Raw genomic sequence first — 24,208 nt, 5'->3', positions numbered from 1 at the left:
GCTCCACAAAGATGATCGCTGGCCGGCGCAAGGAGGAACCGCGCCGGACCGCCGCGACCCGGGAGGACATCACGTGAGTGGCTTCATTCTCGCAATCGACCAGGGCACCACTTCGTCCCGGTCCATCGTCTTCGACGACGGCTATCGCGTCCGCGGCGTCGGCCAGCAGGAGTTTCCGCAGCATTTTCCGCGCTCCGGCTGGGTCGAGCACGATCCCGAGGACCTCTGGCGCACCACGGTCGAGACCATGCGGTTCGCTCTCGCGAACGCTGGTCTCTCCGCCGGCGACATCGCCGGCATCGGCATCACCAACCAGCGCGAGACCACCGTCGTCTGGGAAAGGGCGACCGGCAAGCCGATCCACAATGCCATCGTCTGGCAGGACCGCCGCACCGCCGAGCAGTGCGCACGCCTGAAATCCGACGGCGTGGAGCCGATGGTCTCCGCTCGTACCGGCCTCATCCTCGACCCCTATTTCTCCGGCACCAAGGTCGCCTGGATCCTGGATCATGTCCCGGGCGCCCGCGCCCGCGCCGAGCGCGGCGAGCTCGCCTTCGGCACGGTTGACAGCTTCCTGCTCTGGCGCTTGACCGGCGGCAGGGTCCACGCCACCGACGCAACCAATGCATCCCGCACGCTCCTCTATGACATCGTCCGCAACACGTGGGACGACGACCTGCTCGCGCTCCTGCGCGTGCCCCGGTCGATGCTGCCGGAGGTCATGGACTCCGCGGCCGATTTCGGCGTCACGGACGATGCGATCCTCGGCGCCGCCATTCCGGTCTTGGGCATCGCCGGCGATCAGCAGGCCGCCACCGTAGGGCAGGCCTGTTTCCGGCCGGGCATGCTGAAGTCCACCTACGGCACCGGCTGCTTTGCGCTGCTCAACACCGGATCGGACTTCGTCCCCTCCACCAACCGGCTGCTGACCACCATCGCCTACCGCCTCGACGGCGAAACGACCTATGCGCTGGAGGGCTCCATCTTCGTCGCCGGCGCCGCCGTCCAGTGGCTGCGCGATGGCTTGAAGATCCTGGAGCGGGCCGACCAGTCAGGCCCGCTTGCCGAGAGCGCCGATCCTAACCAGAACGTCTATCTCGTCCCGGCCTTCACCGGCCTCGGCGCCCCCTGGTGGGATGCCGATGCACGCGGCGCGATCTTCGGCCTGACACGCGCCACCGGCCCCGCGGAACTCGCGCGCGCCGCTTTGGAGGCGGTGTGCTACCAGACCCGCGATCTCCTGGAAGCCATGCGCCGCGATTGGACCGGAGGCGGTGACACGGTGCTGCGCGTCGATGGCGGCATGGTCGCCAGCGACTGGACCATGCAGCGCCTGGCAGATCTGCTCGACGCTCCGGTCGACCGGCCGGTGGTGCTGGAGACGACCGCGCTCGGCGCGGCCTGGCTTGCCGGCCGGCAGGCGGGCATCTGGCCCGACCGCGACGGCTTCTCGGAAAGCTGGCGTCTCGACCGCCGTTTCGTGCCGACCATGGACCCGGAGACTCGGGCGTCGAAGATCGCCGGCTGGTCCGATGCGGTTGACCGCACCCGCACGCGCGCCTGAGGGCGGTCCGCCGCCCCCCGCGATTCATGCCTCCTTAAGTGGCCCCCAGCATAGTTAACGCCGGATCGTCGGAACCGCCGCAGGGACGTCCCCGAGTCGCGGCGGCCGAGACCGGGTGCGGTCGGCAGGTTTGCCGGCGCGTATCCGCCTGCTGGAGGCGTTTGTGATGTTGGGAACTGGCGACGAGCGCGCAGGTGGAATGCCGGGCCTGCTGCCCTCTGCCTGGGCGGATCGTGTCAGGCGGCTTGCCGCCGCCGCCGCGACGATGGTCGAGGAACGCGCCGCCGCTCCTGTCTTTGCGAACGGCGCGCCGTCACCGTTCCAGGTCGCTTTCGGGGGCGACCGGCTGATCCCCTTCATCGACGATTGGTCCCTTCTCGCCGGCCCGCCTCGCTCCCGGATCGACCGCCTGTGGCGCCGCCCCGCGCTGGCCCACGCCCTCCGCAGGCTACCGCTGGTGCTTGCCTCCAGCGAAACGGCGGCGGCGTTTCTTCGCAGTCTGGCGTCTCCGGCCACCGATGTCGCGGTTTGCCGGCCCCAGATTGCGGACGTCTATGCAGCGATCCCCTTCCTGGAACGGGCGGCTTCGACCCGCCACGTGGCCCCGCGCGGCCGCATCGACGTCGCGTTGTTCACCTCTGCAGGCGATGATGAGGGCCTGCGCCGGGCCGCCGACGCCGTTGCCCATCTCCGCAAGGGGCACGGCCATGAAGCGTGTCTGCACGTGATCGGCCGCCAGGTCGGGATCGAGGTTGCGGACGAGATCCTGACCCGCCCGGGTGTCTTCTTCCACGGCTTCATCCCCGCCGACCGGGTTCGCGAGATCCTGATGTCCGCGCACGTGCTCCTGTCGGCCGCGGACGGCTTTCGCCTCGCCGACGTTCCTCTCGAAGCTGCTTACGCCGGGCTACCCGCTGTCATGCCCGACCGCCCGCTCTTTCGCGAGGCCTTCGTCGGCACAGCCGCCTACGTCGAAACCGCCTCCGCGACTGCCCTGGCCGCCCGGATCGCGGCTGTGGTCACCACGCCAGAGATCTTTCGTGTGGCCGCCGCCGCCGCGCCCGCCAATCTCGCCCGCTGGAACGACCTTGCCCGCAGCGACCGCGAGGCCGTGCAGGACAGTCTCGCGCGTGCCGGGCTGGCCACCGTCGCCCTCGATCGCGCGATTCCCTTTTTGCCGTCTCGCTTCCGACCCTAGGGCTGTGCTAGCCCGGTGCTCTGCGGATCGGTTTGAAAGGCTCTGAAGCGTGTCGGCGAGCAACATGGCGGGCGCCCTCGATCGCCACAAGAATGCGATCGGGCTTGGCATCGCGCTGATGCTGCTCGGCGATTTCATGTTTTCGGCCAATGACGTGCTCGGCAAATGGCTGGTCGCGACCTACTCGGTCGGGCAGGTCCTTCTGATCCGCTCCGCCGCAGCCCTGGTGGTGATGGCCCCGATGGTCGCGCGTCAGGGCGTCCGCAGCCTCGTGGTGGTGGAGAAGCCCTGGGTCCAGGTTCTCCGGGTGATCTTCTCCACCTTCGAGGTGATCATCTTCTACGTCGCGGTCATGTACCTGCCGATCGCCGACGTGATGACCTTCTACCTCGCCGCGCCGATCTGGGTCGCGGCTCTCTCGCCGTTCTTCCTTGGCGAACGCGTCGGCTGGCGGCGCTGGACGGCGATCGTGATCGGCTTCGTCGGCGTGGTGGTCGCCCTGGAGCCCTCCAGCGAGTCGCTCTCCTTCGCCGCGCTCATCTCGATCATCGGCAGTCTGTTCTTCGCCATGATGATCATCCAGAGCCGCATACTGCGGGCCACGCCCGACACCACGCTGGTGTTCTGGCAAACCTTCGGCGCTCTGGTCGCCGGCATCGTGCTCGCCCCCTTCGATTGGGTGACGCCGACGCCCTTCGATGCCGCGCTGCTCGCCGGTCTCGGCATCATCGCCATGCTGGCGCACATCCTGATCAACCGCTCGCTGAAGCTGGCCCCTGCCGCGGTGGTGGCTCCGTTCCAGTATACGCTTCTGGTCTGGGCGATCCTGTTCGGCTGGCTCGTCTTCGGGGATGTGCCGAAGCTCTCCATGCTGCTCGGCGCCGTCATCATCGTCGGCGCGGGCATCTTCATCTTCGAACGACAGAAGAAGGTCGCCGCCGGACCAGCCGAGGGCGACCTCCAGGATCTTGTCTGAACCGTCAGCGCCGGGCGGCGAACAGCGCTGCCACGAAGGCCGCAGCCGCTGCCGGAAGTAGGAACCGGCGCGGCGAAGGCCGCCATGACCGCCGGCGCGGAGGCCCGTCCGGCGCCGATGCGGCGCCTGCCGCCGTCCCGCCGAGCGCGCCCAGCATCGCCGACCGCGCGGGCCGTTGCCGGCGAACGTTGATGCGCACGACGTAGAGCACCAGTGCCGCCAGGCCGAAGATCAGCGCCGCGATCAGGCAGGCCCAGACCGGGCCGAGTTCCTGCGCGATGGCGATCAGGCCGGCTGCGACCAGGAAGGCGAAGGCGACGCCTGCCGCGACGGCGAGCGCCAGCCCGATCACCAGGGATCGGATGGCGCGGTCCGCCGACCGCTTCACCTCGGCGAGCGCAAGGGCCGAGAGGATCGGGCCCAGCATCGAGGTCACCGCGACCGCGAGATGAGGCCCACCAGGTACCCGACGCCCGCGGCGATCGCCACGGCGGCCAGCGGCCGCTCGCGGATCGAGCGCTCGACCTCCTGCTCCATCACGCCGGCCCGCTCGTAGGCCTGGTCGCGCAGGGCCGCACCCTGGCGGGCGAAGTCCTCGGCATAGCCGGATGCACGGTCGCGCAGATCCTCGTAGCGGCGGTTGGCGATCGTCCCGATCGTGGACGAAAGCCGGGCCAGCTCGGCCTTCAGCTCGGCGATCTCGCTCTGCAGCCGGGCATTGTCGGCCTGCATCTGTTCGTTGGATTCAGGTGTGCGCGCAGTTGAACCGGTGTTGGCCATGGCGAATTCTTCCCTCTTTGCGCATGGAAACGGACACCGGAATGAACACGCCCGCCGCCGGTTTGTTCCGGCGACGGGCGCTTTGGCTCTGACTTTGCCGTGACAGGTCGTCGAAGCCCGGGTCAGGCGGCGGCGACGCCACGTAGGAACTGATCCACCTCGATCCGCAGGTCCTCGGCGGTGGCCCGCATCGCGCCGGACGCCGAGAGCACCGCGCTCGCCGTCTGCGAGGTCTCCGCGACGGCGACGTTGAGGTCGCTCATGTCGCCGACCACCAAGGCCGTGCCGTGCGCCGCATCGGTGACGCTGCCGGTGATCTCCTGCGTGGCCGATCCCTGCTGCTCCACCGCGGCCGCGATCTCCTGGGTGTGCCGGTCAACGTCCTCCATGGTCTCCACGATGCCCTGGATCGCCCCGACCGCGTCGGCCGTGGACTCCTGGATCGCGGCGATCTGTTTGGCGATGTCCTCGGTCGCTTTCGCGGTCTGGGTGGCGAGGTTCTTCACCTCGCCGGCGACCACGGAGAACCCGCGTCCCGCTTCGCCGGCCCGCGCCGCTTCGATCGTGGCATTGAGCGCGAGGAGGTTGGTCTGCTCCGCGATCGAGGAGATCAGCTTCACCACGTCGCCGATCCGTGTCGCCGACTCCGTGAGGCTGGCGATTTGGCCGTTCGTGCCCTGCGCCTTCACACGCGCTTCCGCCACCACCGACTTCGTGCGCTGAACTTGACCGGAGATCGCGCCGATCGAGGCGGAGAGTTCTTCCGCGGCGCTCGCCACGGTCTGAACGTTGGCGGAAGCCTGGTTCGAAGCGGAAGCCGCCGATTCTGCCTTCGCCGCCGTCGTCCCGGCGATCCCGTTCAGCCGATCCGCCGTCGACTGCAGCGTCTCTCCGCTCGACGACACCTGCGACAACAGCCGGCCGACTGTCGTCTCGAAGCCGCGCACCAGGGTCTCCACCCGGCCCTGGCGGGCCTCCCGCTCGTCCCGCTCGGCTTGCGCCTGCGCCTCCAGCCGCTGCCGCTCGATCGCATTGTCGCGGAACACCAGCACGGCCCGCGTCATCGCGCCGATCTCGTCCTTGCGTTCCGCGCCGGCGAGCACCAGCCCGGTGTCGCCGTCCGCCAGCCGCATCATGCCGGCTGTCAACGAGCGGATCGGCCGCTGGATCACGATCATCAGCACGGATCCGATCAGGATGCTCGCCAGCGCCGCCACCACAATGGTGCCGACGATCCATTGGACCGCCGCCTGCCTGTCCCCGGCCGCCGCGGAGCGTTCCAGCGCCACCAACTCGGTGAGCGACTGGGCAGCCTTCATCAGGCTCGCGCGCATCGCCGTGCCGGACACGTCGAGTTTTCCCTGCAACTGCAGCACCGTGTCGGCGCCCGTGACGACCGCATCCGGCAGCGCCTTCGCCTTTTCCAGGCTGGTCGTGATCTCGGCCACCGCGGCACCGTCCTGGGCGATCACCTCAAGCAATCTTTTGACCTGCTCGACCTGCGCCTTGAGGCTGCCGAGCGTCTCCGGGCCCGGCGCGCCGACGAACACGACGGTGTCGAGCATCAGCTTGCGGGCGCTCGCATTGAGTTTGGAAGCACCTTCCCCGATGCCACGGGTGGCCACCGTCTCCGTTTCTACCTTGGCCAGCGCGTCGATGCCTCCTGCGAAAGCGTCCACGGCCGTGTTGCGCAGCACGGCTGCCCGGCCGGCAAGCTGGATGGCGGTGGCCGCCAGCGACCGGCGTGCAACGGCATCTCCCGCGGCAGCGGGTTCCGCCAGAGCCTTGACGTCCGCAATCAGCCCTTCAACGACCTTCAACTGATCCACCGCGCCACCCGCGGCAGCGGTTTTCGCCTTCCGCATCGCCTTCGTCATGGTCGCAAGACCGGTGTCGAGCGCTGCCTTGTCTGCCGCGCCATCCGCTCCGCTGCCGAAGCGTCCTGCCAGGGCGCGCGCCGTCGCCTCCGTCTCGCCGGCCGCAGCCGCGAGGCGATTGCCGGTCTTGAGGAGATCCTTGGCCGTTTGCTCCCTGCGCGCGGCGTCGCGCGAAAGCTTGATGGCAACGTCAGCGACGGCAAGGCTGGTCGTCTCCAACGAGGAAGCCGTTTGCTGCAGCTTGGCCTCCGCGTCCATCAGGGCCGTCTTGTCCGCGTCGGTCTGCGCGAGGTCGGACTTGAGAACACCCAGCGCTTCGCGTGCTGCGCCGGCCACCGGCGCTGCTTCGGGCGAAGCGGCCGCGGCGAGGGTCTCCAGTTCGACTATCTGCCGGTCGATGTCGGCCTCGATGGGCGCGAGCTTGGTCTCGCTGTGCCCGTCGGCGAACCCCTCCACGGTTGACACCAGCCCTTGCAGGCCTGTCATGCTGTCCGTGGTCGACGCAGTCCGGTCCATCCGTTGCTGCAACAGGTCGATGAAGACGTATCCCGTCGCGCCTACGCAGCCTGTCAACGCGAGGATGGCCGCGAGAGAGACGACGATCTTCGTCGACGTTTTGCGATCGGCTACCAGCCTGGCGATGGTCTTGGACATGGCGGGCGCGAATCCTCCTCATACGAAACCGTCATCGGCAATCATTCATATCCTTGACATGCTGCAGAATATTTAATTCGCTGATGCTTCTTCGGGCGCGGAAAAAGCGGAAACTTGGGGATTGTGTCAGTATAAATCGCGGTCACCGGCGTTATCTGCCCAAGTAAACAGCGAGCATCCCGCAGCAACCGAGATCGGAACCAATCTTCACGGGTGCACCACCGATGCCGGATCAGAACGTCCCTCCCGAGATGCCGAATCCGGCGATCGAAACCGTCATCATTCCACGCGTGCGTGACATCGGCGGCTTCGAGGTCCGGCGTGCGCTGCCGTCGGCGGGCCGCCGGATGGTCGGCCCCTTCGTCTTCCTTGATCAGATGGGCCCTGCGGAACTGATCACCGGCCAGGGCATCGATGTGCGCCCGCACCCCCACATCGGCCTTGCGACGGTCACCTACCTCTATCAAGGCGAGATCCTCCATCGCGACAGCCTCGGCTCGGTCCAGCCTATCGTTCCGGGAGACGTGAACTGGATGACGGCCGGCCGGGGGATCACCCACTCCGAGCGGACCCGCGCCGAAGTGCGAGCGACGGGCGGCCCTCTCTTCGGCATCCAGTCCTGGGTGGCCCTGCCGAAGGCGCTGGAGGATACCGCGCCGGACTTCGCCCATGTGCCGCGCGCCGCGCTGCCGGTCATCGAAGCCGAGGGCAAGAAGGTCCGCGTCATCGCCGGCTCGCTCTGGGGCAGCACGTCGCCTGTCGAGACCGCATGGGAGACGATCTACGCCGACGCCATCCTGGAGGCGGGCGCCCGGCTCCCCATCCCCGCTTCGCATGAGGAGCGGGCCATCTTCACGCTTTCCGGCCTGATCGAGATCGCTGGCGACCCCTTCGGGCCCGGCCAGCTTCTGGTCTTCCGGCCGGGCGACGAGATTACCGTCACCGCTGTGGAGCCCGCCCGCATCCTGGTCGTCGGCGGCGACCCGATGGACGGGCCGCGCCATCTCTGGTGGAACTTCGTGTCGTCGGACAAGGACCGGATCGAGGAAGCCAAGGCGGCCTGGAAGGCCGGCGCCTTTCCGGCCGTCCCCGATGACGACGAGTTCATCCCCCTGCCCGAATGAGCGGCTGTCCCGGTCTGGCACAAGGCGCGGCGGTCGGGCTATGGTCCGCCGATTCGAGGACTTCAACGGGATTCGACGCATGACATTGTCCAGCCTGAAGCAAGCTCTGCGGAGCGTGGTCTTCTCCACGGCCCTAATCGCGCTCGCCGCGCCGGCCACCGCCGCCTGCGGCAACGGCTCCGATTTCGGTCCTTGGCTGGAGGATATGAAGCAGGAGGCGCTGGCGGCCGGGATTTCCCCGGACATCGTTTCCGCCGGTCTCGACGGGCTTTCCTACGACAAGGCGGTGATCAAGAAGGATCGCGGGCAGGGCGTCTTCTCGCAGACCTTCCTGGAGTTCGCCGGCCGCATGGTCGCCTCCTACCGCCTTCAGCAGGGCGCCGCGCAGATCAAGAAGAACGCCGGCCTTTTCCGTCAGATCGAGGCGGATTTCGGCGTTCCGGCGCCGGTCATCGTCGCCGTATGGGGCCTGGAGACCGACTTCGGTGCGAACCTTGGTGACATGAGCACGCTGCGCTCGCTGGCCACGCTCGCCTACGATTGTCGCCGGCCCCACAAGTTCCGCCCCGAACTGATCGACGCCTTGAAGATCATCCAGAAGGGCGACCTGTCGCCAGCCGAAATGCGCGGGGCATGGGCGGGCGAACTTGGGCAGACCCAGTTCCTGGCATCCAACTACCTGCGATACGGCATCGACTACGACGGTGACGGCCGCGCCAACCTGATCCGCTCGAAGGCGGACGTCCTCGGCTCGACGGCCAACTTTCTCGCCCAGCTCGGCTGGCAGCGCGGCCAGCCCTGGCTGCGTGAAGTCCGCATCCCCAACGAGCTGCCTTGGGACCAGGCAGATCTCCTGATCAAGAAGGACCCTTCCGAATGGGCGTCGATGGGCGTTCGAGCCGCCGACGGCGGAAGCCTGGAAGGTGGACCGGCCGCACTGTTCCTGCCGATGGGGCGCTTCGGCCCCGCTTTTCTCGCCTACCATAACTTCGACGTCTATCTGCAGTGGAACGAGTCGCTGGTCTACGCGACGACGGCCGCCTACTTCGCCACGCGGCTCGCCGGCGCCGGCCCGGTCGGCAAGGGCAACGGCACGGTGGATGCGCTCTCCGCCGCCGAGGTCAAGGCCCTGCAGCAGGCGCTCGCCGCCCGCGGCCTGGATCCAGGTCCGATCGATGGCAAGGCCGGGTTCAAGACCCGGGAAGCCACCCGGGCTGCGCAGATCCAGCTCGGCCTGCCGGCGGACGGCTGGCCCGACCACGCCACCCTCGCCGCCTTGCGCTGACCGTCGCCTGCTCGGTGCCGGACGGTGGCGCTTCAGCCTTCGTCCGGTGTCTTGCGGGGGTGCCGGTCCTTGTTGATCAGGTGTCGCTCAAGCGCTCCGATCACCACCAGAACGAGAAACGCCAGCCCGAGCGTCATGAAGCCGATCCGGAACAGGCCCGAGCCGAACGCCAGGCCGATGATCCCGCACGCCCAGAGGTTCGCCGCGGTGGTCAGCCCCTGCACCTTTCCGCCGGCAACGATGATCATGCCGCCGCCGAGGAAGCCGACCGCGGCGATCACGCCCTCGATGATGCGCATCGGGTCGGCATTGCCGTTCGGGTTGAAGCTGTGCAGTTCCTCGTAGAGCTCAAGGGACAGGCTCGAGGTGGCCGCCGCCGCGAGCGCCACCATCATGTGCGTCCGCAACCCGGCGGCATGGCCCTTCATCTCACGATCGAAACCGAGGACCGCGCCCGCGAACAGGGCCGCAAGCAGCCGCCACAAGACCTGCAGGAGGTCGTCCTGCGCAAACACGGCCATGGTGGATTCGGTCGCGGACATGCGAATGCCTGTTTGCGGGCCGTCGTTCAGGTTGTCGACGAGAGGATTACCGTGGGAAGTCCGGCTCGACCGATCCGAAGCAGCCGGCCCTCGGCCCTGAGGTCCGTCGCACCCACCGAGGCGCGCCATTTAGCGGGAGGCAGCGCCCCGACATCCACCACGATCGTCCCTGTTCGCGGCGAGAGAGCCCGGATCGGCACGGCCACGACCAGCGACTGCCCGTCGTAGTGCCTTGCGAAGGCGATCACGTCGTCCGCCCCGACCACATGCAGCGCCTGGTAGTCGCCCTTAAGGAAGACGTCCGGGTAGGACTGCCTGAGATGGAGCAGCCCGGCGATCAAACGTTGCTTGGAGGTGCCGACCTTGTCGTCCTCGATCGACGGGTCCGGGCCGCGAAGCGCGGCCACCCGGGCGTCCCAGTCCACCGGCCGCCGGTTGTCGGGGTCGACCAGCACCCATTCGAAGAACTCCGACCCGCGATAGATGTCGGGAACGCCCGGCACCGTCAGCTGCAGCACCGTCTGGGCAAGGCTGTTGGTCCGGCCGGCCGGGTCGAGCCTGGCCATGAGACCGTCGAGTTCGGCCCTGAACGCCATGCCCTCGTCGCCTTCGATGAGCGCCCGTGCGAAGGCCAGGGTCGCTTCCTCATAGGGAGAGTTCTGGTCGATCCATGTCGTGTGGCGCTTGGCTTCCCGCAGCGCCTTGGTGAGGTAAGCCTCGATTCGTGACGCCTCCACCGGCCAGACCCCGGCGATCGTCTGGTAGACAAGCGCCTCGTCCACCCGGTCGGGAGCTTCGCCGCCTTCGAAGAGAGGTACCCTGAGCGATCCGTGTCGCCGCCGCCAGCCCTCGACGAGGTCGATCCAGTCCGACGCCATCTCCGACAGGACGTTGAGCCGGGCGCGGGTGTCTGATCCGCGCTTGGTGTCGTGGGTGGAAAGGGGCGTCAGGGACGTCAGGCCCCGCCGCGCTGTTTCCGACATCACCGCGTGAAAGGCTTGGATGGTCACGAAAGGCCGGTCGAGATGGCTTCCGACCTCGTTGACCGAAGCGAGCGGGACGTTCCGGTAGAGCTCCGTATCCTCGTAGCCTTTCGCCATCGCCGGGCCGGAAAGCTGCTGGAAACGGCGGATGAAAGACGCGGATTCCGGATCCTGCGCACCGTCCAGGATGAGTTCGACCAACGTATTCATCGCCCGTTTTCCGCCGCGCCGCAGCTCCGGGCGGGCGATGTCGGCGGCGGCGCGGATGATCTCCACGTCCCGCGCGCCGGCCGTTTCTGTGACATAGGTCCGGTAGACCGGCAGCGCCCCGATCAGCCCGGTGAGGATCTCCCGCATCGTCCTCAGGCGGACCGGATGGCCCCGCCGTCGGCAGAGATCGGCCCCAAGCCTGGACAGCACCTCGACCTCCGAGCCGAACGAGCGCTCCAGGATCTCCTGCTTGGCCTCCCTCACCCGAGCATGGATGTCACCGGCCACCCCGTTCGCGGTCGCCGCTTCCGCAAGCCGGGCATAGCCTGTCGGCTCCACGAACAAGCCGTTGATCTCGTTGAGCGTCTCGTATCCGGTGGTACCCTGCACGTCCCAGTCGGGCAGCGGCTCTCCAAGGCCGAGGATCTTCTCCACGTGGATGGTGACGTCCGGTCCGACCGCCGCCCGCAGCCGCGCGCAGTAGCCGGCGGGATCGGCGAGCCCGTCGATGTGGTCGACCCTGAGCCCGTCCAGGATGCCTTCCCGAACCAGCGCGAGCGGCAGCCGGTGGACCGCTTCGAACACCGTCGGCTCCTCCACTCGAAGCCCCGCCAACTCGTTGATGTCGAAGAACCTTCTGTAGTTGATCTGCTGCGCGCCCTCGCGCCAGTGCATCAGCCTGTAGTGCTGTTCGGCGACCAGCGCGGGCGCCTGCTCCGGTGTGAGCGGCCCGACGACGGCGGCTGCGACCTCCGGGTCCGACAGCGCCGCGACCAGCCCATCGCGCCGAGCCCGGCGGCCGGACGTGGCGGTCCGCATGGTCTCCAGTTCGGCCCAGGAAGCCCCGGTTTCCCGCAGGTCCGGGCGGTTCAGCCGCTCCGCCGCCTGGCTGATCAGGCGGCCGACGGTTTCCGGTCGCAGCGGCAGCCGATGATCTTCGAAAGTCAGCACGAGGCGGCCGACCCGGCGGTCCCAATCGATTCCGAAACGGCCCGCCGCGGCCACCTCGGTCACCGTTCCGTCGAGGATGGGCAGCACCAGCGGACCGGCGTTCCAGTCGATGTCGAAGAACCGGGCGTTTCGGGATTTCCTACCGAATTCAAGCACATCCTGCCATCGGGCATTGCCCGTGCCGCCCACGCCGGCGTGGTTGGGGACGATGTCGGCGATCATCCCGAGCCCCGCCTGCTTCAGCGCGGCCGAAAGCGCCCGCAGGCCTTCCTCTCCCCCGAGCTCCGGGTTGATCGCGTCATGGTCGACCACGTCGTAGCCATGCTGGGAGCCGGCCTGAGCCTGGAAGATGGGCGAGGCGTAGAGGTGGCTGACGCCCAGAGCGCGCAGGTAGGGCACCAGCGCACGAGCCTGAGCGAAGGTGAATTCGCTAAAGAACTGAACGCGATAGGTCGACGTGAGCCGGGGTCTCGTCATGCGTCCACCCAAAGCGCGGCCGACCAGGGTCCGAGCCCGGCACCGGTGTCGGTCCGCTGCACCGTGCCGGTGGTCGCGACAGGCTCGCCATGGAGCGGGATGCGATCATCGGCCCGGACCGCGATGTGGGAATCCGAGGGATGAGGGTTGGCCAGGAGCGTCAGCGACCCGCCGTCGAACTGCCAACGGACGCGAATGACGCCGCGGTCGATCGACCGGTCCGCCCGCAGGAACCGTGTAGCGGTTTTCGGGGCTACGTAGCGGTTTCGGGCCGCTACGTAGCGGCGTGTAGCCTCCAGCGCTTCTTGCGCGTCGGGATCGGTCAGTTCGCTCCAGTCCAGCTTGGCCTCCTGGAATGTGGTCTGGCTGAGAGGGTCCGGAATCTCTTCGCCAGCAAAGCCTGAGAAGCCGGCGAACTCCTCCCGCCGGCCCTTGCGGACGGCATCGGCGAGTTCACCCTCGAAATCGCAGAAGAAGGGAAACCGCTTCTTTGTTCCGAACTCCTCGCCCATGAAGAGCATCGGTATCTGTGGCGACAGGAGCGTGAGGAAGCGCAACAGCGCCACCGCCTCGATTGGCGCGATCTCGGCAAGCCGCTCGCCGAGGGCCCGATTGCCGATCTGGTCGTGGTTCTGGGCGAAGGCGATGAAGGCGGCCGGCGGAAGATGGGCGGACGGTTGTCCCCGCGGCTCTCCCCCGCGGTTCTCCGAAGGCTCGCCCTGGTAGGCGAAGCCCTCCGACAGCACCCGCGCCAGATCGGCGGCCGGATCCCGGGCATAGGGACGGTAGTAGCCCTCGTTCTCGCCGGTGGCGAGGACGTGGAGGGGGTGGTGGTAGTCGTCATTCCACTGCGCATCGAAGAGCAGCGGGCCTCCGTCGGCGTCCCGCTCCAGGAGATCGGCGAGGTTGTCGTCGTTCTCCAGGATCAAGTGCGGCTGCGGATGAAGCCCCTTCTGCGACGACGAGAGCTCCTTCAGGAAGGACGCGCGACCGTCGCCGAGGTAGGCGTGCACAGCGTCGAAGCGCAGTCCGTCGAAGCCGTAGCCGTCGACCCACATCAGCGCATTCTCCACGAAGAAGCGCCGCACCGTGTCTCGGGTGAAGTCGATCGCCGCCCCCCACGGGGTCTTCACCGAAGGGTCGAAGAAGGACTTGTCGTAGGACGGGATGAAGTTCCCCTCCGGGCCGAAGTGGTTGTAGACCACGTCGAGGAAGATGGAGAGGCCGCGTTCGTGGGCGGCCGCGATCAGCGCGGCGAGGTCTTCCGGCGTGCCGTAGGCGTTGGCCGGGGCAAACAGGAGGACGCCGTCGTAGCCCCAGTTCCAGCGGCCGGGGAAACCGTTGATCGGCAGCAGTTCGACCGCCGTGTAGCCGGCGTCGGTGAAATGGTCCAGGCGCTCGATCAGGCCGCGGAACGTCCCCGCCTCCGTTGCCGTGCCCACATGGACCTCGGCGATCACCATGTCGGTCCAGCGCCGGCCGAGCCGCCGGTTGCGGCCGAACAGGCCGGGATCGACGACTACGGACGGCCCGGTGACGCCGTCCGCCTGCTGCCGGGAGGCTGGGTCCGGCACCTCGCGTCCGTCGACCCGGAACAGGTAGGTCGCGCCCGGGCCGGTTTCCGGCGACAGGACCGACCAGAAGCCGGACGGGTCGCGGTCCATCGCCTGCGCCGCGCCGCCGACGACCACCTCCACAGCTCCGGCATCGGGAGCATGGAGGCGGAAGAGGACGCCGTCGTCGCGAACCGACGGCCCGAAAAGCGTTTGCATGGGGGAGCGACTCCGGTGGGCGGCGTTTTCTCCTGGCGGACCGGCCGATCGCCGGCCGCGCCTGAAGGGGATCGGCAAGGGAGAGAAGGCGTATCCCGGAGATGGAGGTGCGGCCCCGCTCCCCGGACGCGATCCGGCCGGCCCTGGGCAGGGCGGCCGTTTCGCAGCCCGTTGAACCGATGGGCGCCGCGGTTTGTTCCAACCGCGTCCGGGCAAAAATCGCCCCGTTCCGCCACAATGGGAAAGCGTGACCTGAAACCGGAAAGCAGGTTCCGCGTTCTCGTGAACGACCATTGTCGAAGGGGCAGTCACCCCGGCGGCAGCGGCAAGGGCCGCAAGGATGGGGCGCAGCTCCGGCGTCGGCGCAGTGTCTTCCCGCAGCAAGCCTCGGGGGCTGCTGCGGTCCTTGCACGACAACGAGTGAGAACTGCATTTGGCCAGATCCGATGCGGCGGGAGCCCTGACCCGCACCCGCGACCACCGGCTTTTCCTGGCCCTCGACACCATGCCGCAGATGGTCTGGTCGACCCGGCCGGACGGACACCACGACTATTTCAACCGGCGTTGGTACGAGTTCACCGGCGTGCCGCCGGGCTCCACCGACGGGGAGGGCTGGAACGGGATCTTCCATCCCGCCGACCAGGCCGAGGCATGGCAGAAGTGGCGTCAGTCGCTTGCAACCGGCGAGCCCTACGAGATCGAGTACCGCCTGCGCCACCGCAGCGGCGACTACCGCTGGGTCCTCGGGCGGGCCCTGGCCGTCCGCGACGACGCGGGCCGGATCGAGCGTTGGTACGGCACCTGCACCGATATCGACGACCTCAAGCGGATGAAGGATGATCTCGACGTCAGCGAGACGCGGTTCTCATCGCTCGTGGACGCGACCGCTTCGGTCGTCTGGTCGGCCGATGTAGCCGGCGGTCTGATGCCGGGCCAGGTGCGCTGGATGGCCTACACCGGGCAGGCCGAGGAGGAGTGCGTGGGTTGGGGCTGGCTGACCGCCGTCCACCCCGACGACCGCTCGAAGACCGCTCAGGCCTGGACCCGCGCCCTGAAGGACCACACGCTCTATCAGGTCGAGCATCGCCTCCGCCGGCACGACGGCGTCTACCTTTCCATGCTGGTGCGTGGGACGCCGATACGACTGCCGGGCGGGCGGGTTGGCGAGTGGATCGGGATCCACACCGACATCACCGACCTGAAGGCGGCCGAGACCGCGCTGAAGCGCCTGAACGAGACGCTGGAACAGCGCGTGGAGAGCCGCACCATCGAACTCGTCCGCGCCCGCATGGCGCTGGAGGAGAGCAACCGGACGCTTGAGGCGAGCGTCGCCGCCCGGACCGCCGAACTGCGCGACGCCAACGAGGAGATCAAGCGCTTCGCCTACATCGTCAGCCACGACCTCCGCTCGCCCCTGGTCAATATCATGGGCTTCACCAGCGAGCTGGAAGCAGCCCGCGACGAGGTGGCGGCGTTCTACAGACGGGTGAAGCAGGAAGCGCCGGCCTTGGCGACGCCCGGCATGGACCGGCTGGTGGAGACCGATTTCGATGAAGCGATCGGTTTCATTCGGTCCTCGACCGAAAAGATGGACCGGCTGATCAACGCGATCCTCACCCTTTCGCGGGCCGAGCATCGCGTGCTGACCGCCGAGCCGATCGAGATGCGCCCCTTCCTTCAGGGCTTCGCCGGCAGCCTGGCGCACCAGTTGGCTGAACGTGGAGCGGTGCTGGAGGTCGCCGACGTTCCGGACATCGTTTCCGACCGCTTCGCGCTGGAGCAGGTCTTCGCCAATCTTCTGGAGAATGCAGTCAAGTACCTCCGGGATGATCGACCGGGGAAGGTCTCCATTACGGGGGAGGAACTCGACGGTCGCGTCGCCTTCACGGTGCGCGACAATGGTCGGGGCATCGACCCGAAGGATTTCGAACGCATTTTTGAACTTTTCCGCCGCTCGGGCGTTCAGGACCGGCCGGGTGAAGGAATTGGGCTTGCGCATGTGAGAGCGCTGGTCCGCAAGCTCGGAGGCCACGTGAAGGTGGCCTCGGTTCCCGCAGAGGGCTCCACCTTCACGATCGATCTGCCCAAGAGCTACCGCGAGTCCGTTCATTCATGAAGAATCAGCTGCCGGTCACGATCGTGATGATCGAGGATGACGAGGGACATGCGCGCCTGATCGAAAAGAACATCCGCCGTGCCGGTGTCTGCAACGAGATCCGTCACTTCTCCAGCGGGACGGACGCGGTGGACCACCTGTTCGGCCCGCAGCGCGCGGACGAGGGTCCGATCCTGGTGCTTCTCGACCTCAACCTGCCCGACATGAGCGGCACCGACATCCTGGCCCGCATCAAGGCGGATGCACACTGGAAGCGGGCCCCCGTGGTCGTGCTGACCACCACCGACGATCAGCGGGAGATCCAGCGCTGCTACGATCTCGGCTGCAACGTCTACATCACCAAGCCGGTGGTCTACGACACCTTCGCTCAGGCGATCCGCCAGCTCGGCCTGTTCCTGTCGGTTATGCAGATTCCGGAGGCCCCGTGACGGCAGCCACCGACCCGATCCGCCTTCTCTACATCGACGACGATCCCGGTCTCGGCCGGCTGATAGAACGCAATCTCGGGCGGTACGGCTGGCAGGTGACGGCGGTGACGAGCGGCGACGAGGGCGTGCGCCAGCTGAGGACGACCCCTTTCGATGCCGTGGCGCTGGATCATTTCATGCCCGACCGCGAAGGCCTGGACGTGTTGGCGGAGATCCGCGCCTCCTTCCAGGCCCCACCGCCGGTGATCTACGTGACCGGCGCCAACGAGGGACGCATCGCGGTCGCCGCGCTGAAGGCGGGGGCCTCGGACTACGTGATCAAGGATGTCGGCGGTGTCTTCATGGACCTCCTGCGCACCTCCGTGGAGCAGGCGCTGGAGGCGTCCCGCCTGCGCCAGCTGAAGGAGGCTGCCGAGGCCGAGATGAGGACCGCCCGGGAGCGGGCCGAACTGCTGCTGCGCGAAGTCAACCACCGGGTCGCCAACAGCCTGCAACTGGTCGCCTCGCTGGTCGCCATGCAGCAGCGCGGCGTCAGCGACCCGGCGGCACGGTCCGCGCTGACCGAGACGCAGGGGCGCATCGCCGCCATCGCTCAGATCCACCGCCGCCTCTACACCTCCGAGGATATCTCCTCCGTCGACATGGACGCCTACATGCGCGGCCTCGCCAACGAGCTGGACGCGGCCATGTCCGCATCCGGGCGGGCCCACCGCCTGCGCTTCGACGTCGACCCGGTGCACATGGACACCGACCGCGCCATCTCGATCGGCATGATCGTCGCCGAACTGGTCACCAACGCCTACAAATACGCCTATCCCGGCGCGACGGGGGAGATCCGCGTCGCCCTGAAGGAAGCGGCCGGAGGCCTTGAACTCGCGGTGGCCGACGACGGCGTCGGGATGGGGCGGGCCGGAGACGGGCCGAAGGGCAGCGGCCTCGGCATGCGGGTGGTTCGCGCCATGCTCGACACCTTGGGCTCCACCCTGGAGCACGATCCCGCCGGCCGCGGCACCAGCATCGTGATGCGCTTCGCGGCCTGACGCCCGCGCTCACCGCCAGGCGAGCACGAGGCCGTGGATGAAGCCGAGCTTGTTGATCACCTCCGGCCCGAGCACGAAGGGGTAGAGATCCGGCTGGCCCATGCTGCGGTTGAGGCTGTTGACCGCGTAGGTCAGCGGCAGCCACATCGCGATCAGCGCCTCGATGGTCTGCGCGCGCTTCGGATCATCCTCGATCCGGGCCGCCACCTCCGGTCCGCCGACGCGCGGCCGGACGCTGAGGCCGAAGGCGTGCGCCGTCTCCAGCGTGTCGACGATATGGAGGTAGTGGGCGAAGGTTTCGGCGAAGTCCTCCCAAGGGTGGGCGGTGGCGTAGGCCGAGACGTGCCGCTCCTGCCAGTCCGGCGGCGGTCCTGAGGCGTAGTGGCGGTTGAGCGCCTCGCCATAGTCGCGCGTCTCGTCGCCGAACAGCACGTGAAAGGTCTGCAGCGCCGTCGGATTGGAGGCGACCAGCCGGTCGAAATAGAAGTGGCCGACCTCGTGTCGCATGTGACCGAGCAGTGAGCGATAGGGCTCGCCGAGATCGGCGCGGATCTTCTCGCGCACCGCGTCGTCGGCTTCGTGCAGGGTGAGCGTGATCACGCCGTCGGCGTGCCCGGTCATGATCGGGGGATCGTTGGGATCGCGCGCCTCGGCGTCGAGCAGGTCGAATGCCAGACCCTCCTCCTCGCTCTCCGCCTTGGTCTTCAAGGGCAGGCGCAACGCGAGCAGCTCGTCGATCAGCCGATGCTTGGCGTTCTCCAGCTTGCGCCAGAGCTGCACGTTGCGCGGATCGGAGAGATCCGGGACGGTGCGGTTGTGCCGGCAGGCGCGGCAATAGGGGTTGGGGTCGTCATCCGCCACCAGCCAGTTGCAGGCTCCGAACGTGGCGTTCTCGCAGAACTTCACCGGGTACCGGCCGGCGGTCGTGACCAATCCGCCGCCGTCCGGGTCGACTGCCAGCATATCCCGCCGCGACGGCGAATAGCCGAGCCCCCGCCCGCAGGACAGGCAAGTGGTGTTCTCGAAATAGATGAGCTGGCCGCAGCCGTCGCAGTTGAAGAGCTTCACGGGGGCCCTGCCGACAAGAAGGATCCCGGCTTCGGGCCGGGATCGGATGGAGAGGGACGAGAGGTCCGGACGAAGATATACGTCAGGCGACCTGCCGGGAGAGGCTGTCGACGACCGGCTTCACAAGCCGGGCCAGCACTTCGGACGGTACCGGCTTTTGCACGAAGACGTGCTCGGTGTCACCCACCACTTCCGCCGCCGGCACGTTGCCGGAGACGATGACGGTGCGGATCCCGTGCTGTTCGCCCAGCATGCGGGCGAGCGCAAGGCCGCTCGGCCCATCCTGAAGGTTGACGTCGATGATGGCGAGGTCGATGGGATAGCGGTGGCATAGCTCCAGCGCGCCTTGCATGCAGCGCGCCGGACCGATCGGCGTGCCGCCGGCTTCCCAGACGATGTCCTGCAGATCGAGCGCGAAGATGGCGTCGTCTTCAACGATCAGGATATTGGCTGCTCGCATGGGGCAGCGCCTCCTCTTGTGTTCTGATTGTGCGTTCGGAAGCCCGGGAAACCAACGGCAGAGTTCCTGGATGCACAACCGCCGAAGGTTGCGCTTGGTTCCCTCGCCGGAAGCGCTGCGGCAGCGCCGGTCCGGCCGGCGTTTCGAACGAGTTGCGCCCGGCCAGTCGGTCCACCGCCACCGACCCGATCAGCACCAGCGGCACCGCCACGAAGGCCCCCACCGGACCCCACAGCCAGAGCCAGAAGGCGATCGCGATGAAGATGACGAGCGGGTTCAGAGTCAGCTGCCGTCCGAGCACGGCCGGCGTGATGAACTGCCCCTCCACGGTCTGCAGCGCGACGAAGGTCAGCGGCGGCAGCATCGCCTGCGTGAGCGTGTCGGTGGATACGATGCCGACCCCGAACAGGATCGCCGTGACGAGCGCGGGCCCGACATAGGGCGCGTAGTTGAGCACCGCGCCGAGCACGCCCCAGAGGGCCGGCGCCGGCAACCCGTAGGCATAGGCGAGGGCGGCCGTGGCGAGGCCGAGCACCACGTTGATGGCGGTGATCGTGCCGAAGTAGCGGGAGAGGGCGCTCTCCGCGTCGGAGATGATGTGGGCGGCGGTCAGCCGCGCCCGGCGATGGATGCAGAGCCCGAGCAGCGCCCGCCGCAGTTCGCGCCGGGTCGCCAGGAAGAAGAACAGCGTCCCGATGAAGAGCACCAGCTGCGCCGCGAGCTCCGGCAGCATGGTCACCGCGCTGGCGAGCATCCCCTTGCGCATGTCGACCTGCAGCCCGCCGCCGCTCATCCCGGCCGCCTGCTCGACCGTGTCGGAGAGGGTGTTGAGCTGCTCCACCATCAGCCGCACCGGCGCCAGCTTCTCGCGCATGGCGTCCCAGATCTCCGGCGCCCGGTCCAGCCATTCCAGCGTCGGATAGGCGAAGGCGGCCACCAGCCCGTGCACCGCTGCGATCCCCGCGACGACGATCAGCGCCGCGGCCGCGAAGGGCGGCAGGCCGCGGCGGATCATCCGGTCGCAGACCGGGCCGAGCACCATCCCGAACACCAGGGCGAGCGTCACCGGCACCACCAGCGGCGCGGCGACATAGACCGCCGCGGTGAGCGCGATGACGAACAGCCCGATGATCGCCGTGCGCGCCAAGGCCACCCCGTCCACCGGCGCACGACCCCGTCGCGGGCGGCTGGGCGAGACCCGAGCGGGATCATGGAACGTGGTCGGATCGCGGGTCATGTCCTCTCGGCGAACGGCTGGCGCCTGGGTTCTATTCCCGATCAAGCACCCGCGTCGCCGACCGGTTCCACCCCACCGACGTGCGGAACGTTTGCTGCACTGCCCGCGTTACGCAAAGCCCGAGAAGCTGCCCGAGAAGCTGAAGGTGTCGTTCCCTTGATGGGGCGTTCCGCGCCGCCCGGCGTGATCTCGGCCATCCCTAGGAGACCTCATGTCGGACGTCGCTTCGCAAACTCGGCCCGAGGCCGGAACGCGTTCCCCCTCGCGGCCGTCGACGCGCGCGGCCCGCTCCGGGCTGCCTTACCCGCTGGGCGCGACGCCCGACCAGAACGGCACCAACTTCGCCCTCTTCTCCGACCACGCCGAGCGCGTCACGCTCTGCCTCTACGACGACCGCGGCGTACACGAGGTCGGCCGCATCGAGCTGGAGGAGTGCACCAACGGCGTCTGGCACGGCTACGTCCCCGACGTCTTCGCCGGCGCCGTCTACGGCTACCGCGTGACCGGCCCCTGGGACCCGCAGAACGGCCACCGCTTCAATCCCAACAAGCTGCTGATCGACCCCTACGCCAAGGAACTGGTCGGCGAGCTGACCTGGGACGACGCTCTCTACGGCTACACGATCGGCGCCGGCGAGGAGGCCGACCTGGTCATGGACGAGCGCGACAGCGCCGCCTTCATCCCCAAGGCCCGGGTGGTGGAAACGATCCCCACCCGGCGCAATTCGCCGGGCGTCTCCTGGCCGAAGTCGGTCATCTACGAGGCCCACGTGCGCGGCCTCACCATGACGCACCCCGGCGTGCCGGAACCGGTGCGCGGCACCTTCGCCGCCCTCGGCTCCGAGGCGATCGTGGAGCACCTGAAGCGCATCGGCGCGACGGTGGTGGAGCTGATGCCGGTGCACGCCTTCGCGCAGGACCGCCACCTCCTGGAGCGCGGTCTCACCAACTACTGGGGCTACAACACGCTCTCCTTCTTCGCCCCGGAAGCGCGCTACCTCTCCTCCGGCGACCGCATGGAGATCCGCGAGGCGGTCGACCGGCTGCACGACGCTGGCATCGAGGTGATCCTCGACGTGGTCTACAACCACACCTGCGAGGGCAACCACCTCGGACCGACGCTGTCCTGGAAGGGCATCGACAACGTCTCCTACTACCGCCTGATGCCGGGCGACCGTCGCCACTACGACGACCTGACCGGCACCGGCAACGCGATCGACACCAACCACCCCCGCGTCCTCCAGATGGTGCTCGACAGCCTGCGCTACTGGGTCGAGACCTATCACGTCGACGGCTTCCGCTTCGACCTGGCGCTGACCCTCGGCCGCCGTCCCGACGGCTTCGACCCGCGCCATCCCTTCTTCCAGGCGATCCTGCAGGACCCGGTGCTCTCCACCGTCAAGCTGATCGCCGAGCCCTGGGACGTCGGGCCGGGCGGCTACCAGCTCGGCAACTTCCCCGCCGGCTTCTCCGAGTGGAACGGCGACTTCCGTGACGTGGTCCGCGACTTCTGGGCTGGCACCGAGGGCACCCTCGGCGCCTTCGCGACCCGCTTCGCCGCCTCGCAGGACCTCTTCGGCGAAGGCCACAAGCGGCCGTGGTCGAGCGTCAACTTCGTCACCGCCCATGACGGCTACACGCTGCACGACCTCGTCAGCTACCAGGACAAGCACAACGAGGCGAACGGCGAGGGCAACAACGACGGCCACTCCGACAACCGCAGCTGGAACTGCGGCGTGGAGGGCGAAACCGACGATCCCGAGATCAACGCGCTGCGCGACCGCCAGAAGCGCAACCTGCTCGCGACACTCTTCCTCAGCCAGGGCGTCCCGATGCTGCTGGCCGGCGACGAGATCGGCAACAGCCAGGGCGGCAACAACAACGCCTACTGCCAGGACAACGAGATTGGCTGGATCGACTGGTCCAAGTCGGACCCCAAGCTGGTGTCGTTCATCCGCACCCTCGCCGACCTGCGCCGCCGCCGTTCGGCGATCGCGCGGGCGGAGTTCCTGACCGGCGACCGCGGCAGCCGAGGCGTGCCGGATGTCACCTGGTACTCCTCCACCGGCACTCGCATGAAGCAGGACGAGTGGAGCCAGCCGCACGTCAAATGCCTGTCGGTGCGCCTCGCCCCGTCGCGTCCGCACGAACCGGCCATGCTGGTGATGCTCAACGGCGCCGCGGACGGGGTCGAGTTCACCGTGCCGGGTGGCGACCAGGGCTGGATCTGCCTGGTCGACACCGCCGACGCCTGCGACGACACGCCGGTTCGCGGCGGCGCCACGGCCGTGCTCGGCGGTCGCTCGTTGCGGATCTACGAAGCCGAGATGCCGGCGCCCAAGTCCGCGGCGTCAACCCCCGCCACCGCCTTGAAGGAAGAGGAGCCCCAATGACGGACGACCCAAATCGCGTGCGCCCGACGCAACCGATCCCGCATACCGATCCCGATGGTTCGCCGGTTAAGAATCCCACCGAGGCGCGTGGAGGCGCCCTAGCCGGAAGGATGCGCTGGGTGCTGGTGCTTGGCATCGCGGCCGTTGCCTTGGCCTTCCTGTTCGCCATCCTCGGAACGCGGCCTTGACCGTTTGCGTTCATCAGGGGGCGGCTGTTTCGACCGCCGTCCCCGCCCGCCACAGGTCGGGCGAGGAAGGGACCGAAGACCGCAACCATGGGCCGCATCGCCAGCCACGTACCCTATCTGCGCCGGTTCGCGCGGGCCCTTTCCGGTTCGCGCCATCTCGGTGACGCGTTTGTCAGCGAAACGCTGAAGGCCCTGATCGAGGGGCGCGCATCGCTGGAAGGCAGTCCCGACGCGCGGGCGGCGCTGTTCCGGGCGTTCTTCTCCACTTGGCGGAGCCTCGATATCCACGACACCATCGCCTCGGCAGGGGATCCCGGTTTCGGGGTCGACCGCAGGCTCCAGGCGCTCGGGCCGCTCAACCGTCTGGTCTTCCTGCTCTCCTTCATGGAGGGCTTCAACGAAAGCGAGATCGCCTGGATCACCGATCGCCGTCGCGACGACATCCGTGCGCTGATCGAGGCGGCCGAACGGGCGATCGACCACCAGCTCGAAACGCGGGTGCTCATCATCGAGGACGAATGGCTGATCGCCGCCGACGTGAAGCGCGTCGTGGAGGACATGGGCCACATCGTGGTTGGCGTCGCCTCGCGCAGGGAGACCGCCGTCGCCCAGGCCAAGATCCTGCGCCCGGGGCTCATCCTGTCCGACATCCAACTCGACGACGACATGGCAGGAATCAATGCCGTCGAGGAGATTCTTGAAGCATTCTCCGTACCTGTCGTCTTTGTGACCGGGCATAGCGATCGACTACTGACCGGATCAGGGCTCGAGCCGACCTATGTCGTAGGTAAGCCCTTCGATGACGCGACTCTGCGCGCGGTCATTTCGCAGGCGCTCTTCTTTGAAGCTGCAACCTCCGCGCCTGTGAATGTCGGCGAAGCCTGAA

Annotated in this window: 19 protein-coding genes; 10 read left to right on the top strand and 9 right to left on the bottom strand. The window is 68.0% G+C overall.

Annotated features, from left to right (window positions below; genetic code table 11):
• Positions 1 to 73 precede the first annotated feature (73 nt).
• The 3 genes from glpK to HZ321_RS03610 all read left to right on the top strand — a co-directional run bounded on the left by glpK (position 74) and on the right by HZ321_RS03610 (position 3,738).
• The gene (gene glpK, locus HZ321_RS03620) at positions 74 to 1,564 is read left to right on the top strand and encodes a glycerol kinase GlpK (protein ID WP_181700307.1); all 1,491 of its coding nucleotides are present in this window, start codon (positions 74 to 76) and stop codon (positions 1,562 to 1,564) included.
• A gap of 166 nt (positions 1,565 to 1,730) precedes the next feature.
• A complete protein-coding gene (locus tag HZ321_RS03615; protein WP_181700305.1) occupies positions 1,731 to 2,762 on the top strand; it encodes a glycosyltransferase in 1,032 nt (343 codons plus the stop codon).
• A gap of 64 nt (positions 2,763 to 2,826) precedes the next feature.
• Positions 2,827 to 3,738: a DMT family transporter gene (locus HZ321_RS03610; RefSeq protein ID WP_181700303.1), complete on the top strand. Its 912-nt coding sequence runs from the start codon at positions 2,827 to 2,829 to the stop codon at positions 3,736 to 3,738.
• A gap of 4 nt (positions 3,739 to 3,742) precedes the next feature.
• Here HZ321_RS03610 and HZ321_RS03605 read toward each other — a convergent pair whose 3' ends face one another.
• The 3 genes from HZ321_RS03605 to HZ321_RS03595 form a co-directional block, all read right to left on the bottom strand.
• Positions 3,743 to 4,165, bottom strand: coding sequence for a phage holin family protein (locus HZ321_RS03605; protein WP_181700301.1), 423 nt, complete (start codon positions 4,163 to 4,165; stop codon positions 3,743 to 3,745).
• A 5-nt stretch (positions 4,166 to 4,170) separates the two neighbouring features.
• Positions 4,171 to 4,518, bottom strand: a complete 348-nt coding sequence (locus tag HZ321_RS03600; protein WP_181700299.1) for a DUF883 family protein — start codon at positions 4,516 to 4,518, stop codon at positions 4,171 to 4,173.
• 122 nt (positions 4,519 to 4,640) lie between these two features.
• Entirely contained in the window at positions 4,641 to 7,049 is a 2,409-nt protein-coding gene (locus HZ321_RS03595) for a methyl-accepting chemotaxis protein (protein ID WP_181700297.1), read from the bottom strand.
• A 224-nt stretch (positions 7,050 to 7,273) separates the two neighbouring features.
• Here HZ321_RS03595 and HZ321_RS03590 point away from each other — a divergent pair, with 224 nt between their 5' ends.
• Both HZ321_RS03590 and HZ321_RS03585 read left to right on the top strand, forming a co-directional pair.
• Complete coding sequence (locus tag HZ321_RS03590) at positions 7,274 to 8,173, top strand: pirin family protein (RefSeq protein ID WP_181700296.1); 900 nt, start codon at positions 7,274 to 7,276, stop codon at positions 8,171 to 8,173.
• Positions 8,174 to 8,252: 79 nt separating this feature from the next.
• Complete coding sequence (locus HZ321_RS03585; protein WP_181700294.1) at positions 8,253 to 9,458, top strand: lytic murein transglycosylase; 1,206 nt, start codon at positions 8,253 to 8,255, stop codon at positions 9,456 to 9,458.
• 32 nt (positions 9,459 to 9,490) lie between these two features.
• Here HZ321_RS03585 and HZ321_RS03580 read toward each other — a convergent pair whose 3' ends face one another.
• Genes HZ321_RS03580 through treZ form a run of 3 tightly spaced genes read right to left on the bottom strand, consistent with a single transcriptional unit; the run spans position 9,491 to position 14,393 of the window.
• On the bottom strand, positions 9,491 to 10,000 hold the full coding sequence (locus tag HZ321_RS03580; RefSeq protein WP_181700291.1) for an MgtC/SapB family protein: 510 nt from the start codon (positions 9,998 to 10,000) through the stop codon (positions 9,491 to 9,493).
• Positions 10,001 to 10,026: 26 nt separating this feature from the next.
• Complete coding sequence (gene treY / locus HZ321_RS03575; protein WP_181700289.1) at positions 10,027 to 12,621, bottom strand: malto-oligosyltrehalose synthase; 2,595 nt, start codon at positions 12,619 to 12,621, stop codon at positions 10,027 to 10,029.
• Positions 12,618 to 14,393: a malto-oligosyltrehalose trehalohydrolase gene (gene treZ / locus HZ321_RS03570; protein WP_181700287.1), complete on the bottom strand. Its 1,776-nt coding sequence runs from the start codon at positions 14,391 to 14,393 to the stop codon at positions 12,618 to 12,620. Before treZ ends, treY begins: the two co-directional genes overlap by 4 nt.
• A gap of 433 nt (positions 14,394 to 14,826) precedes the next feature.
• Here treZ and HZ321_RS03565 point away from each other — a divergent pair, with 433 nt between their 5' ends.
• The 3 genes from HZ321_RS03565 to HZ321_RS03555 are packed head-to-tail and all read left to right on the top strand — an operon-like array spanning position 14,827 to position 17,977.
• A complete protein-coding gene (locus tag HZ321_RS03565; protein WP_181700284.1) occupies positions 14,827 to 16,509 on the top strand; it encodes a PAS domain-containing sensor histidine kinase in 1,683 nt (560 codons plus the stop codon).
• Positions 16,506 to 16,937, top strand: a complete 432-nt coding sequence (locus HZ321_RS03560; RefSeq protein WP_181700282.1) for a response regulator — start codon at positions 16,506 to 16,508, stop codon at positions 16,935 to 16,937. The genes HZ321_RS03565 and HZ321_RS03560 overlap by 4 nt, the downstream gene beginning before the upstream one ends.
• Positions 16,934 to 17,977 carry a histidine kinase dimerization/phosphoacceptor domain -containing protein gene (locus tag HZ321_RS03555; RefSeq protein ID WP_181700279.1) on the top strand — a complete coding sequence of 348 codons (1,044 nt, stop codon included), beginning with the start codon at positions 16,934 to 16,936 and terminating at the stop codon, positions 17,975 to 17,977. Before HZ321_RS03560 ends, HZ321_RS03555 begins: the two co-directional genes overlap by 4 nt.
• A gap of 9 nt (positions 17,978 to 17,986) precedes the next feature.
• Here the strand turns inward: HZ321_RS03555 and HZ321_RS03550 are convergent, their stop codons facing one another.
• The 3 genes from HZ321_RS03550 to HZ321_RS03540 all read right to left on the bottom strand — a co-directional run bounded on the left by HZ321_RS03550 (position 17,987) and on the right by HZ321_RS03540 (position 20,742).
• Positions 17,987 to 19,045 (bottom strand): putative zinc-binding metallopeptidase, encoded by a 1,059-nt coding sequence (locus tag HZ321_RS03550; protein WP_181700277.1) that lies wholly within the window; start codon positions 19,043 to 19,045, stop codon positions 17,987 to 17,989.
• 82 nt (positions 19,046 to 19,127) lie between these two features.
• On the bottom strand, positions 19,128 to 19,505 hold the full coding sequence (locus tag HZ321_RS03545) for a response regulator (RefSeq protein WP_181700275.1): 378 nt from the start codon (positions 19,503 to 19,505) through the stop codon (positions 19,128 to 19,130).
• A complete protein-coding gene (locus tag HZ321_RS03540; protein ID WP_181700274.1) occupies positions 19,477 to 20,742 on the bottom strand; it encodes an AI-2E family transporter in 1,266 nt (421 codons plus the stop codon). The genes HZ321_RS03545 and HZ321_RS03540 overlap by 29 nt, the downstream gene beginning before the upstream one ends.
• Before the next feature lie 211 nt (positions 20,743 to 20,953).
• Here HZ321_RS03540 and glgX point away from each other — a divergent pair, with 211 nt between their 5' ends.
• The gene (gene glgX / locus HZ321_RS03535) at positions 20,954 to 23,134 is read left to right on the top strand and encodes a glycogen debranching protein GlgX (protein ID WP_181700272.1); all 2,181 of its coding nucleotides are present in this window, start codon (positions 20,954 to 20,956) and stop codon (positions 23,132 to 23,134) included.
• A 275-nt stretch (positions 23,135 to 23,409) separates the two neighbouring features.
• The gene (locus HZ321_RS03530; RefSeq protein WP_181700270.1) at positions 23,410 to 24,207 is read left to right on the top strand and encodes a response regulator; all 798 of its coding nucleotides are present in this window, start codon (positions 23,410 to 23,412) and stop codon (positions 24,205 to 24,207) included.
• Position 24,208: the final 1 nt, after the last annotated feature.

It is taken from the genome of Chthonobacter albigriseus, assembly GCF_013839445.1.
In the GTDB taxonomy this organism is placed as follows: domain Bacteria; phylum Pseudomonadota; class Alphaproteobacteria; order Rhizobiales; family Pleomorphomonadaceae; genus Chthonobacter; species Chthonobacter albigriseus.
The sequence above is the reverse complement of the archived record's forward strand: the minus strand, read 5'-3'. Positions and strand labels throughout refer to the sequence as shown.

What these genes read in the sequence shown, in the direction of transcription:
- HZ321_RS03560 (WP_181700282.1), top strand. Translation starts at nt 16,506, where the DNA reads ATGAAGAATCAGCTGCCGGTCACGATCGTGATGATCGAGGATGACGAG.
- HZ321_RS03590 (WP_181700296.1), top strand. Translation starts at nt 7,274, where the DNA reads ATGCCGGATCAGAACGTCCCTCCCGAGATGCCGAATCCGGCGATCGAA.
- HZ321_RS03585 (WP_181700294.1), top strand. Translation starts at nt 8,253, where the DNA reads ATGACATTGTCCAGCCTGAAGCAAGCTCTGCGGAGCGTGGTCTTCTCC.
- HZ321_RS03600 (WP_181700299.1), bottom strand. Translation starts at nt 4,518, where the DNA reads ATGGCCAACACCGGTTCAACTGCGCGCACACCTGAATCCAACGAACAG.
- treZ (WP_181700287.1), bottom strand. Translation starts at nt 14,393, where the DNA reads ATGCAAACGCTTTTCGGGCCGTCGGTTCGCGACGACGGCGTCCTCTTC.
- glgX (WP_181700272.1), top strand. Translation starts at nt 20,954, where the DNA reads ATGTCGGACGTCGCTTCGCAAACTCGGCCCGAGGCCGGAACGCGTTCC.
- HZ321_RS03530 (WP_181700270.1), top strand. Translation starts at nt 23,410, where the DNA reads ATGGGCCGCATCGCCAGCCACGTACCCTATCTGCGCCGGTTCGCGCGG.
- HZ321_RS03605 (WP_181700301.1), bottom strand. Translation starts at nt 4,165, where the DNA reads ATGCTGGGCCCGATCCTCTCGGCCCTTGCGCTCGCCGAGGTGAAGCGG.
- HZ321_RS03610 (WP_181700303.1), top strand. Translation starts at nt 2,827, where the DNA reads ATGGCGGGCGCCCTCGATCGCCACAAGAATGCGATCGGGCTTGGCATC.
- HZ321_RS03545 (WP_181700275.1), bottom strand. Translation starts at nt 19,505, where the DNA reads ATGCGAGCAGCCAATATCCTGATCGTTGAAGACGACGCCATCTTCGCG.
- HZ321_RS03595 (WP_181700297.1), bottom strand. Translation starts at nt 7,049, where the DNA reads ATGTCCAAGACCATCGCCAGGCTGGTAGCCGATCGCAAAACGTCGACG.
- HZ321_RS03615 (WP_181700305.1), top strand. Translation starts at nt 1,731, where the DNA reads ATGTTGGGAACTGGCGACGAGCGCGCAGGTGGAATGCCGGGCCTGCTG.
- HZ321_RS03580 (WP_181700291.1), bottom strand. Translation starts at nt 10,000, where the DNA reads ATGTCCGCGACCGAATCCACCATGGCCGTGTTTGCGCAGGACGACCTC.
- HZ321_RS03540 (WP_181700274.1), bottom strand. Translation starts at nt 20,742, where the DNA reads ATGACCCGCGATCCGACCACGTTCCATGATCCCGCTCGGGTCTCGCCC.
- treY (WP_181700289.1), bottom strand. Translation starts at nt 12,621, where the DNA reads ATGACGAGACCCCGGCTCACGTCGACCTATCGCGTTCAGTTCTTTAGC.